Source organism: Bradyrhizobium sp. CCGUVB14 (assembly GCF_024199935.1).
In the GTDB taxonomy this organism is placed as follows: domain Bacteria; phylum Pseudomonadota; class Alphaproteobacteria; order Rhizobiales; family Xanthobacteraceae; genus Bradyrhizobium.
Genome location: NZ_JANADS010000001.1, coordinates 1,146,688 through 1,160,277 on the forward strand (window position 1 = coordinate 1,146,688; position 13,590 = coordinate 1,160,277).

Genomic DNA, 13,590 nt, shown 5'->3' on the forward strand with positions numbered 1-13,590 from the left:
CCGCCCAGCGCTCGGCGCGCGTTCAGGCAGCCTTTTTCAGCATGTTGTGCGGATCGATGACGAACTTTTTGGGTGAACCGTCGCTGAAGGTGTTGTAGGCCGCCGGTGCGTCTTCCAGCGAGATAATCTCGGTGTTCGCCACTTTGCGCAGATAGGGCATGCGGTCCCATAGGATCGCCATCATCAGATCGCGATTGTAGTGCATCACCGGCGCTTGGCCGCCGGTGAGTTTTGGCGACTTGATCCAGGCCTTGCTGAAGGCGAGCGGAAGTTCTCCTTTCTTCGCCATAGCGGTCTTCGGCGCGCCGGGATCCAAATTGGTATAAATGCCCGGGATACCCATCGCGCCGCCGGCGCGGACGATATCGAACAAGACATTGATGACCGCTTCCGAGTGCTCGCTCCGGTCTTCCTCGCCATAACCGTGAGCTTCCAGGCCGACGCAGTCGACGCCCGCATCGACTTCGCGCTTTCCGAGGATCGCCTCGATTTGATCGGGAATCGGCGTGGCGCTGGTCGTGTCGACGGTCTCGTATCCGCATTCCTTCACGAGGTTCAGCCGCTCCCGGAACCTATCCGCTACGATGATGCACGACGCCCCGAGAAGACGGGCGCTGGCAGCGGCACAACGACCGACCGGCCCGGCGCCCGCGATGTAGACTGTTGAGCCGGTCCTGACGCCGGCCTCGATGCAGCCATGATAGCCGGTCGGCAGGATGTCGGAGAGCAATGTTAGATCCAGGATCTTTGCCATCGCCTGGTCTCTGTCGGGGAATTTCAGTAAATTCCAGTCGGCATAGGGGACCAGCATGTAATCGGCCTGTCCGCCTTGCCAACCGCCGAGATTGAACCCATAGGCGCCGCAATCGACGATGTCGTTGACGTACGCGTTTTCACAAACATCGGTATGCCGCTCTTTGCAATTGCGGCAGCGGCCGCAAGAGACGTTGAAAGGCACTGATACCAGATCTCCTTTCTTGATGAGTTCCACGTCGCGGCCGACCTCGACGACTTCACCGGTATTCTCATGGCCCATGACCATGCCTTTCGGGGCCTCAAAGCGACCGTGATAGATGTGCTGGTCGCTTCCGCAGATATTGGTCGACACCAGCTTGACGATCACGCCGTGTTCGATCTTTCTGCCGTGCGGATCCTCGAGCTTCGGATAGTCAATAGTTTTGACCTCGAGCTTCATGGGACCTTGAAATGTCAGAACGCGATTGCCGGCCATAGTTTGAGTCCTTTGCGTTGACGGCTTGCGGGATGTCTCTTGCTTTTGCTCGCTCTAGGCGAGCAACCAATCTTTGCGGGTCGCTCTGTGCGATCTCCTGGATTCGAGGAGCGTTGGCTTCAAACAGCATACGGAAGTGTTTTTTTGCGCGCCCTGACGTTCGTCAACAATTACGAAAAACGAATTGGAAGGGGCCGTTTCGGGCTGCCCCTCAACCCGCAGCGCAATGGAGGCATTGTTCACTTTTGAACAATTCGCTCGGCGGCTCGTTGACGTCTGAATGGAGAAAGGAGGCCCAATGCCTCGGTACTTCTTTCATGAGCATGTGCGCGGCCAAAAAACCGAAGATGCGCGTGGAACGTTATTACCAACCGCCGCCACAGCGTGTCACCGAGCCGCGCAGCGGATGCCGGCCCGCCTGAAAAGAGCTGCGGAGCGTTCCCGCAACACGTATGTTGCCACCGAAGTGACTGACGGCAAACGGACCCTGTTCGTGGTGAGGGGAACAGTCATTGTTGAACGGCGGTAAGGCCGCATCGGCGGCGGCGAACGCTCCCGGCGTCACCACCGAGCAGGTTTTGTTGATCCGCGCATTGAGAGAGCTCGGCAGAAATGGCTCAAGCCGCCGCGGCGAGGGAGCCAGTCTGCTCGTTCTGGCGGGCGCGCAACCTGAAGGACAGAACGACCAGCGCAATACCGAAGGCCATCGCGTAGGCTCCCATCCACCACGTAAGCACCACTGCCCCGATCAGCGGCATAGCAACCAGCAGCGCGCCATACACGAGGGACAACACCCCGCCCAGAACCATCCACCAGCGGCCATGATCAAGCTTGAGGCGGAAGCCAGCAGTCATCATCAGTGCGCCTGAGATGATCGCCCAGGCGGCGACCATGAAGACAAAGGCAAGCACCGTCAGGCCAGGCCAGATAAAGGCGGCAACGCCGACAGCGATATTGAGAAGGCCTTCAAATATCAACAGTCCCCATTCATCCTTCCGTCGCATCGCACGAACCGCGGAAATGATTCCTGCTACGCCGTCAACCAACATGTAGGCGGAGAACAACAATGCCAGCGAGAGCATGGTGGGACCCGGGAAGAGGAAAGCGAGCAACCCGAAGACAATTCCGAAGATGCCCCGCAGCAGGAACAGCCACCAATTCTTGGCAAGCATCGCGGAGGCAGAGTCGATGTTAAAGTCAGCATTGCTGTTGAAGGTCGTGCTGGTCATGTCTAGAGCGGTTTCCACTTTATGTGAATCGGAAGGGTACAGGGGATTCCCTCGGTCGCGCAAATCAGATTCGATTGCTCTGGCTTTAACGACGGGGCGAGCGATGGCGAAGGGATATTCGAAAGACCTGAGAGTGCGTGCGGTGGCACTTGTCGAAGACGGCGAGAGCAGACGGGAAGCCGCGCGCGTGCTCGGTCTCAGCGCCTCGACCGCGATCCGCTGGATCGAGCGCTGGACGAGGACGGGCAGTGTGGCGGCATTGCCCGGCACGGGCCAGAGCCGCTCTCCGCTCGAGGCGCATCGCCAGTGGCTGCTCAATCTCATCGCCGCGGAGCCGGACTTGACACTCGAAGAGATTCGCGCGCGGCTCAAGTCCGAGAAGCGGCTGAAAGTCGGGACGACATCGGTCTGGCGCTTCTACGAACGCCACGACATCACGTTCAAAAAAAACTCTGCACGCCGCTGAACAGGATCGCTCCGATGTCGCTGCCGCGCGCGCCGAGCTGAAGGCCGAGCAATCCAAGCTTGAAGCGCCGCGCCTCGTGTTCATCGACGAGACGGCGGTCACGACGAAGATGGTACGGCATTACGGCCGCTCACCGCGTGGCGAGCGTCTCGTTGCGAGCGTGCCGCACGGCCACTGGAAGACGCTGACACTCGTTGCCGCGCTGCGCATCGATGGCTTGACGGCGCCGTATGTCTTCGACGGGGCGATGGACGGGCCGTCATTCCTCGCTTATGTCGAGCAGATCCTCGCGCCGACGCTGCGCAAAAGAGACATCGTCTTCATGGACAATCTGCGTACCCACAAGATCGACGGCGTTCGCCAGGCGATCGAAGCGGTCGGCGCCAAGGTGCGCTATTTGCCGGCCTACTCGCCCGATCTCAACCCGATCGAAATGGCATTCTCGAAGCTGAAGACCGCGCTGCGCAAGGGCGCGGCACGCACCGTCAAGGCGCTCATGAAACTGATCGGCAAGCTCATGAAGACATTTGCGCCCGACCAGTGCGACAACTACTTTCGACATGCAGGATACGGGGCCTGATCCACATCAAGCGGAAAATGCTCTAGCTCCAAAATAGCTGTCGGTTTCCAGGTCCGGCCATAGTAGCGACCTGCCGCGACGACGTGCCTTGACAGCTATCAAGCTTTGCTCGCTGCGAGACAATCCGAATGGGCATCGGAGGCCTTACGTAGTAATCCTGAATCGCAGCGCCGCCGCTTCGCGAGTAGTATGATGAGCCATTGCGCAGAGCACTTTGTGCCGAGCCAGAGGAGAAGATAGAGTGCCAAAAGAGCGTCCCATGAATGGGGTTGAACCCGAGAAGTCCGAAGATGACATTCAGCGCGAGCTGTTAGGGCCGCGCGGCGTTCCCGGAGCGCCCGACCCAGCCAAGATGACGCCACAGCGCGCGAAGAAGACGCCGCTCTACCATCTGGATCCAGGCCACCCGTCCTAGGGGAGGAGCGGGTCCTCGCAATCATGCGCCGTGAACTGTCAGCACGATTTTTCCAAGGACCTTGCCTGCCTCGAGACGTAAGTGCGCCTTGTGGGCTTCAGCCAGCGAATAACGCTCTGCGATCGGAACCTTGAGCCTCGCCGCCTGTACTGCGTCATTGAGGTGCTCGAATTCACGGACTCCGGCAACTGCGTCATATCGCGTCAATGTAGTGCCGCGTCGCTTCCTTGGCGCTGGCTCGATGCCGTTCGGATGAGCCACCCTTCCTTTTGGTCGAAGCGCATCGAGGCATTGCCCGAGCGCGTCGCCGCCGACAAGAGCGAGCACGGCATCAACTCCCTCGGGCGCAAAAGCGCGCGCGCGATCGTCGATGTCGACCACCCGCTTGCCGTCGAGGACCGCATCGGCACCCATCTCTCGTACCAGTTCCACGCCCTCTATCCCGGAAGCCGTGGCAAATACACGAGCGCCGCGCAGCTTGGCAAATTGAACGGCCAGAGTGCCGACGCCGCCCGAGGCGCCATGAATGATGATTGTCTCACCCCTCTTTAAAGTCAGGGCATCGTCGATGCCTTGCAGAGCCGTCAGACCTGTTGTGGCAATAGCTCCTGCGTGCTGGAGATCCAGCCGTTTCGGGATCGGCGCGACATTGTGGGCGGGGACTGCCACGTACTCGGCGTAGAAGCTACCCTTTGGGCTCTGCCAGCTGTACGAATAGACCTCGTCGCCAACTTTCAGTCGGCCCACGCGCGAGCCGACAGCAACGACAATACCGGCGCCATCGACGCCTGGAACTATCGGGAAGTGCGGCTTGCGGCTCGCAAAGCGTCCGAGGCGCACGTCGATATCCCATGGTCCGACTCCTGATGTGTCGAGCGCAATCAAGACTTCGCCAGGGTCAATCGTCGGAACCGGCAGCGCGTGCCCGGTGAGTACGGCGGGTTCGCCGAAGCGATCCATGGCCGCGGCATACATCGTGCGGGGAACGGGAATTGCGTGAGTTCCGGCCAGAGCGGCACGACGGGGTCGGTCAAGCATGGGTTGGCTCCTCAATGGGCAACGACGAGCGGGATCGGCGAACGACGCAGCAGGCGGATCGTCGTACTGCCGGGTAGCAATTCATGCAGGGCGGAATGGCCGGCCACGATTGATCAAATGGAAACTTACACCCGACTGACTTGACCGGCTGAATAGAGAGGATGAGTGGCCCGATCGAAGCGACCCGGAAGGTGCGCGGTTGCCATCCTTCGCTGAGCGAGACGTACTCGCCAGGCACGAAGGTGTGCACGCTGAACCTGTAGCCAGCTTCATCGTTACCGTAGCCTTCTGGGGTTAGGCGACCATCCAACGCACATGTTCGGAGCCGCCTCGCCCATGAACGAGCCAACCGAGCTCTTCGTCCTCTTGATCTTGCAGCCAAGTACCGTGGAGCGGCCGATAGATGCCATGATGGTTGTCAAGCCAAGCTGGGCCAATGTCTCGGGCGCAGCTCTTTGACGAGGTGCCCGGCTTGTCGGTGGAGCTATCGAAAACCACGGCCAGGATGACGTTCATCAACGCGGGAACCCGACCGATTGCTGAATCGTGTCGGATAGCTTGGGAGCACGCATCGTGTGCTCCGAACTCGATCACACAGGCAGAAAGTCATGCTGGTCGGTGAAGGAAACGTCTCCAGGCACGCGGATCCAGCAGCTCCGCCAGTCGATGCCAAGGTGCAGGCCGCGGCTCGTGTCGCGATCGGGGGCGTCGTTGTGGCTGCGGCGGCCTGGGTCGCGTGGGAGTTTATGGCAGCGTTGGTTTGGGCCGCCATCATAGCCATCGCAACTTGGCCACTTTACAATCGTCTGGCAGCGATTGGCGGCAAGCGATCACCGGTCCTAGCGCCACTATGCTTCACCCTAGTGCTGGCATGTTTCGTGATCGTGCCGACCATGTTGGTGGCACGGCAGATTGCCGAGGGCAGCGGTGCTTTGCTGGCTTCGCTCCATACGCACGGGATCAACGGGATTGCCGCTCCATCTTGGCTGTCGCGATTGCCGTATGCCGGCCAATGTCTTGATCAATGGTGGCGGGAGAATCTCAGCGACCCCAATGCTCTCGTCGTATCGCTACGGCGCGTCAATCTCGAAAGCCTGGCGACCTGGGCAGGGTCTCTTGGCGGCGTGATGCTTCGAAGATTTCTTGAGTTGCTGACGATGTTGCTTGCTCTCTTCATTGCGCTCCGCGATGGCGCATGGCTCGCCGTTCGATTTCGGGTGCTTGCGCGAGATCTGATCGGGATGCAAGGAGAAAGTCTGTTGATCACCTTGGTTGATGCCATCCGTGCGACTGCGAACGGTACTGTGGCGGCCGCGCTCGCCAAGGGCGGCGTTTTTTGGCTGGCATTCGTCATAACTGGTGTGCCGCATCCATTGCTGTTTGGCGCGACCATGGCTCTTTTTTCTATCATACCATTCGGAGCCTGGATTATCCTGATTGCTTCCGCCGCTTCCTTGCTTGTCGTGAACGATGCGCCAGTGGCGTGCGCTGGACTAGCAATCTTCGGCAGCGCTGTATTGTTGATCATTGATCATTTCATTCAGCCGGTACTGATCGGAGGTGCTGCACGACTGCCTTTCCTGTTCGTGCTGATCGGTATCATCGGTGGGATGCGATCCCTCGGGCTCCTCGGCCTGTTCATCGGGCCGGCGATCATGGCCGCTCTGCTGACCATAGCGCGTAAGTGGATCCGCGCCGAGGACGGCTGATCTCTCATCGCGTGGAGAAAGAAGGGACCGCACAGCTGTATGCTGGGCGGTCCAAGTCAAGGGAGGACGCCCGGGAACGGGCAGCGAAGGTGGGACGCCTCGCAATTGAATCATCGCAAAAGCTAAGGGGCCCTGCATTGATAGTTCTCAATTGGATCGCGGGGAAAAATGAAGAATGTGGCGTGATGAGCGCGCGACATCTGCTGACAGCAGTCAAGGCGGAAGAATATCTCCCGGCCATATGGTCCCGTGCGAGCCCGGCTGACAGCTAGACCCGATACCACGCGTCAGGCCAGCGAAAGGAAGAGAGCGAAGGCGATCATGTCGATCAATGATGAATTCCAGGAGACAAAGAGCGAAGTCAGGTTGGCGTCACTTTATCAATGGTTTGAGCGCGCTGTAGTGCTCTTCCTGACGTTCCTGATTGCGATCGTCGTGGTCGCGGCGGTCTGGACACTGAGCCTGAAGATATTGTTCGGCTTGGTCTTGGCGGGCAGTCTGGATCCGTCTGATTTCAGGGTATTCCAGGCCGTTTTCGGTATGATCTTTACCGTGATCATTGCGTTGGAGTTCAAGAAGTCACTCTTGGTGGTGGCTGAACGCCGCGAGGCAGTGGTGCAGATCCGCTCCGTGATCGTGATCGCGCTGCTTGCCATCTGCCGAAAGGTCATCATTCTGGATTTGAACGAAGCGGATGCCTTGCACATGCTGGCATTGGCGACCGTTATCCTTGCGCTCGGTGTGGTGTATTGGCTGATACGCGACAGCGATTGCCAGCGGGAAGAAACAGCCTACAGGAAGTTATCACGTCGGCGCTATGGGCTGCTCAGATAGACGGGCAGTTTTCCAAGCGCTGCCTGGCTGGCGCCTGGAAGCACGATCTCCCCTCGTGGATCGTTGAGCTTGAGGCTATGGAAGGGTATTGCGACGAGATGACCACCGGGGCCAACGAGATCGCTGACCTCGAGTACGGCGTAGATGTTGCCATCCTTGCCAAAAATGAAGTCGCTGATTCTTCCGATCATCTCGCCCTTGTCGTTGATCACAGACTTTAGCTTGAGGGCCTCAGCACGATAGCCTTTGGCGACCTCCCTCGACTCCATGGGCGTCAGTGCGATTTCCTGACCAGCGGCTCGGTCGAGTCCTTGAACAAGGGTTGTCAGGGCCATGGCGATCGCGGCGAGAAAGGAACGAGTGCGGTTCATGAAGATCGGCTCCTGACTGAGAGCGGAGATGCTCTTGCCGAGCAGCCCTCGGCGGGTCTCAGGGATCTTTCCTGCAAAATGTCCCCGGTCGACGCGGCGTCGCCGCCATTTTGGGCCTCGACACCCAATCTCGCTAACGTCAGATGCCGACCGCTGCATTGATGATTGTCACATCGGCACGGCAAATTGTCAGATTCGCACGCGAGGAGCTCGCTCGATGTAATTGACGTTAGTGAAAGCGCGGTAATCTTCAGCCAAAGGTCGTGATGGCTTACGTCCGACGAGCCAGCAGCTGGCATTCGCTTGGGGTGACGCCGTAAGCAGCTTTGAATTTTCGCCCGAAGTGAGTGAGATCGCCGAATCCCCACCCAAATGCTATCTCGCTCACGGTGCGATGAGCTTGATCGGGATCTTCCAGTGCATAGCGGCACCGGGCCAGACGCCGTGCCAGCACCAGTTGCATGATGGATGTGTCCTGCGCTGACAAGAGTCCATTCGCATAGCGAACACTGATGCCGACCGCGTCAGCGATGTCCTGTGCATGCAAATTCGAATCAGTGAGCCTCGCTTCTATCGCCGTACGAATGCGAGCAAGCAAAATTGCCTTCGACGACGAAACCCGAATAGTCTCCCCTTCAAGAGTTCGGGCTATGGACAAGGCAATCAGGTCAACGGCGTGATTGCCCACCATTTCCTCCGTGACGGGTGCCATCTTCGCGGCGAGAGAGGGCAGCATCGCAGTGAGCGTCAGAGTCAAACTGTCGTCGACTTGGATCGGACGGACGAGACGGGCGACAAGTTCCCGATTCCGACCAAGGCGGGCCCGCAACTCGAGCCGCGGCACTTTCACAACGAGCGTCTTTGAGCCATCAAGAAACCTGCAATCATAGGGAAGCAACGGATCGATCAGCGTGAGGTGTCCCGCGCTCAAAGTCACTTCACGCGCATTTTGTGCCATGAAGACGGAGCCAGAGACCTGGTAGCACACGAACAATTGGTCCGAACGCGCTCGATCCGCGTGCGCCAGGGTGTGGCTTACCTGCATCGGGGAATTGTGAAACTGGACAAGCTCCAGATTGCCGAGGCCGCCCACCTCAATTGACGCCGCAAAGTGCAAGCGATCCGCCGGGATCGTCTCGTGCTCAACGATCCTTTGGCAAGCGACGCTGTGCCAGTAGTCAAACCGATCGCGAGCCTGGACCTGATCGGTCGAGAAGACTGTCTGCACGTAACGAATCCTTTACCGTCGTTTGGCCGAGCAGTGGCGCTCATTCGACCGAGCGCCGCACGAGGAAGGGCCTATTCTCAGCCTTGTTCGAAACCCGGAGGCCGTTTCCCGCTTAGCCAATTGTCGAAGAAATAGCGACTTAAAGCTTCCAGGAACCCGTAGAACTACTTGCGCCGTGCAACGATGCTGAACACGTCCGAACACGAAAAGAAGCCGCGGTCGATAGCTCAAAGGAAATCGACCGGATTGGATCCCGCGAAGAGCCGACCTCACACGTTGGGCTTTCCGGCACTTCGCACGGAATCAAAAAGGGTCACCCTCACTGATCCGCTGGATGCGCGGTGTGTCGCCCTTGACGAGTCATGGTCGACCGATTGCCAGGTTCTAAGCGTCTGGGAAGGTGGAGCGCGCTTGTTGGTCCGAGATCCGCAAGACTTTACCAGGTTTTTTCTTATTTTCGCGTCCACCCCGAAGCCGGTATTTCGACGATGCAAGCGGGTCTGGGTCCGCGGCAACGAAATTGAAGTCAGCTATGAACGGCAGCCGCCTTGCTTCGCACTGGAAAGGAATCCGCTCGATGAAGCACCCGCGCGACTTCTCGATCGATGAGATCCTGGCCTCGAACTGGGACAAGCGGCTCGCGGACGACATCGCGGCCGAATTGGAACTCGCCTCGGGTGAACCACGCACCAGCATTCCGGAGATCCGGCGCTTCTTGGCGATCAAGTCCTGCCGGGATTTGTTGGGTCGGCTCGAAAGCGCACGCGACGGCAAATCGTCGTTTTCGGCACTCAGGGCAGTCGCCCGTGAAATGCGCCGGTTTGCGGTCGAGCACCCCGGACTGGCTGCAGCAACTTTTCGTGCACCCGTAACTGAATGTCCGCAATGGCGGCGAGCCTACCAGGAACTTCATGAGTTCCTGGTCGCGATTTTTGCCCAATGCAACATCTGCGGCCGTGAAGGCGAAGATTCATTGCAAATCCTCCGATGCTTGATCCGCGGCTTTGCGCTCCACGAATTCATGGACACGTTCTTACACACTTATTCATACGATGACGCGTACGAGCGGGCGTTGGATATCTTTATTGCGGGCCTGCGCGTCGGTGAGAAAAGAGGACCTGAATAGGTTTTACGACATACCGTGTCGGCGGCCACGAGCGAACCAAGTAGTATGAGCCCCTTCACTGATTTCAATCTCTGAAGGTGGAGGTCTTTGCTCAACGTCGATCGTGCCCAATAGGCCGACTGATTGCTCCCAATTGGCCGAGCGAGATGGAAACGGTAGATGGCATCAGCGTGAGCCAAAAACGCGATTAATGAGGCCACCAATGGATCACAGCCGGGGGACTGCCGCACTGTTCATTGACGGGGATAGTCTTCATTCGACCGCAAGGGGCCTGCGCTTCGAAATAGATTACCGAAATCTACTTAGCGAATTTCGAGGCAGGGCTACCATCTTACGAGCCTTCTACTACACCGTAATCGCCGAAAACCAGGAATACTCCGGCGTTCGACCTCTGCTCGATTGGCTCGACTACAACGGCTTCACGGTGGTCTCAAAGCCGGTCAAGGAATTTTCTGACGAGAGGGGCCGCCGCAAGTTCAAAGGTAACATGGGCATCGATCTCGCTGTCGGCGTCATGCAAATATCGGAGCAAGTGGACGAGATTTTCCTGTTGTCAGGCGACGGAGGGTACAGTTCGCTGGTCAGGGCTGTCCAACGGCGCGGCGTTCGCGTGACCGTTGTTTCGAGTCTTGCGACTCAGCCAGCAATAATCGCCGATGAACTGAGACGGCAGGCTGATGACTTCATTGATCTGGCCGGACTGCAATCAAGAATTGAACGTCATCCGGGCGAATGAGCGATGCGGGTGAACCGAATTGAACGTATCGGCGGAGCTTAGTGCGGGTGTCGTCGCTTGCAGAAAGGGGCGCCACAGATGGCTTCTTCTGACAGCGACATAGGGGGGCAGGCCACTCGTGACGACAGGTCAGATGGCCCTTCGGAAGGCCGTAAGGACTTTGCGGGATCTCTCGGACCCTTCCAGTCGCGGAGCCGCCCCACACGTGCCATTGGTTTAGTTGACACTCCTCTGACTCGATTTCGCAGCTGGAACTTATGTGCACTTCAGCACTTAGCAATTGCCGCATTGGTGCGGCGGAGGTGGGATTGTGCACAGCGCAGTAGTGTTAATCCTAGTGGTAGAAGACGATCCTCTGATCCAAGACCTTGTCGACGCCGCCCTTGTCGAGGGCGGATTTGAAAACGAGATCGTTGCATCTGGGGAAAAGGCAATCGCTCTACTCCATGACGCCCCTACGAAGTATCGAGCGCTCTTGACCGACATTAACCTGAAAGGCCAACTGACGGGCTGGGACGTTGCCAAACGGGCCAGGGAGCTTAATCCGGAGATGCCGGTAATCTACATGACTGGCGCTGCGGCGGACGAGTGGCCCTCGCACGGCGTACCTAATAGCATTCTCCTGAACAAGCCATTTGCGCCTGCCCAAGTCGTGACGGCAGTCTCTCAGTTGATCAACCAGACGCCGCCGCCGAGAGAGTAGGCCGCCTCCGTTTATGGAACCTTTCCTTCAGCCAACGCTATAGTTCCCGCTTCCGGCCCTTCGCGCCTGATTCAGCTGCGCTGCAGAATTGCGCTATCGGTGCATAGCGGACGCCGGCAAGTCGTCCGCCCGGCAGATTATGCGTTCACGGCCTGATGTCGTTGATTCAGCAGGCCGCCGATCGAGGTCTCTCTCGCTTTTCTTGTGTTCGATTGGACCGGCATGGCATTCCTTGCGCCAGTTGTCGCGGCTTTCAAAGAACTGCCGCCCGGTTGCATTGCCCGCTTTATCTTCTCGAATGCTCGCTGCTCTATCTGGCGAACACGCTCGCGGGATACTCCATATGCTACCGCGAGTGTCTCCAGTGTTGGAGGCGTATCCGTCAACTGGCGCGCAGCGAAGATATGTCGCTCGCGCGGACCAAGCGTTTGGATAGCGGCTCGCAGCGCGCGTCGGCGTTGGACCAGTTCGTGCTCATCGGCCAACTTGTCGTCTTGTGCAGGCGAAGGGTCCACAAGCCGTTCGATCACCTCGCCAGAGTCTGGATCGTCGTGAGTCCGGGAATTCAGCGACACGTCACCTCGCAGGCGCCGGTCCATATCGACGACTTCTCGTTCCGGGACCTTGAGGCGCGCAGCAATTGCTTGGACCTGCTTGGGATGCAGATCCCCGTCTTCGACAGCCGAGATCGCACGCTTCGCTTGCCGTAACTTGAAGAAGAGTTTCTTTTGTGCGTTGTTTGTTGAAACCTTCACCATCGACCAGGATCGAAGCACGTATTCCTGAATCGTCGCCTTGATCCACCACAATGCGTAGGTTGAAAGACGAACCCCTCGTTCCGGGTCGAAACGTCGTACGGCCTGCATCAATCCGATGTTACCTTCGGAAACGATGTCGGCGATGGGCAATCCATAACCGCGATACCGCATCGCGATCTTCGCAACGAGGCGCAGATGGCTGGTGACGAGGCGATAGGCGGCGTCGCGATCGCCCAGTTGGCGCCAGCGTCTCGCGAATTGGATCTCCTCCTCCTGTGTCAGGATGGGGAATTTCTTGATCTGGGCGAGATAGTGAGTGAGTCCTGTCGCAATGGAAGGCAGCGGCTGAGAATACGTGTTGTGCATGTGCCCCTCGTAGTTGGCCTTGTCTGACAAGGCCGGTATCGAGCCATGATCAGAGTGGCGTTGGTCTCGAGAGTTTGCTTGCGATGACCGCCACGCTCAAAAGGGATCCGACTGACCCGACCAGTGTTGCAACGAGATCGATCAGCATCGATTTGTCCTCCTGCAGTCATCATGATGCCGACGCTCTGTGGGGAGCTGGGGTCCTGTACGCCTCTCCTTTCGATCCGGCTCGCATTCATGATCGAGCTTCTCGGTCTCCGTCTGCGAGGAGAGATCACATAGCGCATCAACAATATCTTCGAGCCGGGCGCTCGTATCGTCGTGGCGCGGGTTCAAGTGGGAGCGATCTTCGGCGAGGCAGTGATCCTCGAGCCAGGAGGACAAGATGGCCCGCTTCTCGTACGCGGTGAGATCGGGATCATCGAGGACATCCAGGGGATGCTCAAAGGCGTCGGCGGGATGCAGGAACTCCGTCAGCTCCAATAACGTTGTGCGCCGATCTGCCCCGGGTTTCGTCGTCCAGAGTGACAGCCGATCCGGGTAGGCCTCTCGCAGGAGAACTTTCACGGAAGCTCGTTCGTCAAGCAATCGTCGCTCGATATAGCCCCGTTCAAGATCCGTGAGGGACGTTGCGAGGAGCCTACGATAACGACAAATATTGTTTCTGTGAGCGCGAAGCCGTTCAATGTGTTGGTCAGTCATGACTGCCTCTCCCGCGTCACGTGGCGTTTGTCTGCTTGATCCGACGAAAGTTCCGTCGGCCGTCGATTGGCGAGAGACGCGTGTTGTCGTCAGCGGTC

Annotated in this window: 13 protein-coding genes and 1 pseudogene; 7 read left to right on the forward strand and 7 right to left on the reverse strand. The window is 58.4% G+C overall.

What is annotated here, in order from left to right; translation table 11 throughout:
* Positions 1-22: 22 nt before the first annotated feature.
* On the reverse strand, positions 23-1,231 hold the full coding sequence (locus NLM32_RS05500; protein WP_254128245.1) for an alcohol dehydrogenase catalytic domain-containing protein: 1,209 nt from the start codon (positions 1,229-1,231) through the stop codon (positions 23-25).
* 298 nt (positions 1,232-1,529) lie between these two features.
* Here NLM32_RS05500 and NLM32_RS46185 point away from each other — a divergent pair, with 298 nt between their 5' ends.
* Positions 1,530-1,760: a hypothetical protein gene (locus NLM32_RS46185; protein ID WP_375143521.1), complete on the forward strand. Its 231-nt coding sequence runs from the start codon at positions 1,530-1,532 to the stop codon at positions 1,758-1,760.
* 88 nt (positions 1,761-1,848) lie between these two features.
* Here NLM32_RS46185 and NLM32_RS05505 read toward each other — a convergent pair whose 3' ends face one another.
* Positions 1,849-2,460: an HdeD family acid-resistance protein gene (locus tag NLM32_RS05505; RefSeq protein WP_254128246.1), complete on the reverse strand. Its 612-nt coding sequence runs from the start codon at positions 2,458-2,460 to the stop codon at positions 1,849-1,851.
* 103 nt (positions 2,461-2,563) lie between these two features.
* On the opposite strand from NLM32_RS05505, the gene NLM32_RS05510 reads away from it, so the two are divergent.
* Positions 2,564-3,506 (forward strand): IS630 family transposase gene (locus NLM32_RS05510; RefSeq protein ID WP_254128247.1). Its coding sequence is split into 2 segments (ribosomal slippage): positions 2,564-2,902 and positions 2,904-3,506, totalling 942 coding nucleotides; the frame shifts between segments, so codons are not numbered across the junction.
* Positions 3,507-3,942: 436 nt separating this feature from the next.
* Here NLM32_RS05510 and NLM32_RS05515 read toward each other — a convergent pair.
* Positions 3,943-4,959, reverse strand: a complete 1,017-nt coding sequence (locus tag NLM32_RS05515) for an NADP-dependent oxidoreductase (protein WP_254128248.1) — start codon at positions 4,957-4,959, stop codon at positions 3,943-3,945.
* Between the two features lie 608 nt (positions 4,960-5,567).
* Here NLM32_RS05515 and NLM32_RS05520 point away from each other — a divergent pair.
* Positions 5,568-6,668 (forward strand): AI-2E family transporter, encoded by a 1,101-nt coding sequence (locus tag NLM32_RS05520; protein WP_254128249.1) that lies wholly within the window; start codon positions 5,568-5,570, stop codon positions 6,666-6,668.
* Between the two features lie 321 nt (positions 6,669-6,989).
* Positions 6,990-7,502 carry a phosphate-starvation-inducible PsiE family protein gene (locus NLM32_RS05525; protein ID WP_254128250.1) on the forward strand — a complete coding sequence of 171 codons (513 nt, stop codon included), beginning with the start codon at positions 6,990-6,992 and terminating at the stop codon, positions 7,500-7,502.
* Here NLM32_RS05525 and NLM32_RS05530 read toward each other — a convergent pair.
* Together NLM32_RS05530 and NLM32_RS46015 are read right to left on the reverse strand one after the other, a co-directional pair.
* Entirely contained in the window at positions 7,484-7,873 is a 390-nt protein-coding gene (locus NLM32_RS05530) for a PRC-barrel domain-containing protein (RefSeq protein ID WP_254128251.1), read from the reverse strand. The two genes, NLM32_RS05525 and NLM32_RS05530, sit on opposite strands and share 19 nt — an antisense overlap.
* 271 nt (positions 7,874-8,144) lie before the next feature.
* Positions 8,145-9,101: a helix-turn-helix domain-containing protein gene (locus NLM32_RS46015; protein ID WP_254128252.1), complete on the reverse strand. Its 957-nt coding sequence runs from the start codon at positions 9,099-9,101 to the stop codon at positions 8,145-8,147.
* A 532-nt stretch (positions 9,102-9,633) separates the two neighbouring features.
* Between NLM32_RS46015 and NLM32_RS05540 the strand changes: the two genes are divergently transcribed.
* From NLM32_RS05540 to NLM32_RS05550, 3 genes and pseudogenes are all read left to right on the forward strand, one after another.
* A complete protein-coding gene (locus NLM32_RS05540) occupies positions 9,634-10,227 on the forward strand; it encodes a TetR-like C-terminal domain-containing protein (protein WP_254128253.1) in 594 nt (197 codons plus the stop codon).
* Positions 10,228-10,429: 202 nt separating this feature from the next.
* A pseudogene (locus tag NLM32_RS05545) lies at positions 10,430-10,960 on the forward strand (NYN domain-containing protein); the annotation flags it as partial.
* A 313-nt stretch (positions 10,961-11,273) separates the two neighbouring features.
* The gene (locus tag NLM32_RS05550; protein WP_254128254.1) at positions 11,274-11,666 is read left to right on the forward strand and encodes a response regulator; all 393 of its coding nucleotides are present in this window, start codon (positions 11,274-11,276) and stop codon (positions 11,664-11,666) included.
* 137 nt (positions 11,667-11,803) lie between these two features.
* Here NLM32_RS05550 and rpoH read toward each other — a convergent pair whose 3' ends face one another.
* Together rpoH and NLM32_RS05560 are read right to left on the reverse strand one after the other, a co-directional pair.
* The gene (rpoH, locus tag NLM32_RS05555) at positions 11,804-12,790 is read right to left on the reverse strand and encodes an RNA polymerase sigma factor RpoH (RefSeq protein WP_254128255.1); all 987 of its coding nucleotides are present in this window, start codon (positions 12,788-12,790) and stop codon (positions 11,804-11,806) included.
* Positions 12,791-12,931: 141 nt separating this feature from the next.
* On the reverse strand, positions 12,932-13,492 hold the full coding sequence (locus NLM32_RS05560) for a hypothetical protein (RefSeq protein WP_254128256.1): 561 nt from the start codon (positions 13,490-13,492) through the stop codon (positions 12,932-12,934).
* Positions 13,493-13,590: the final 98 nt, after the last annotated feature.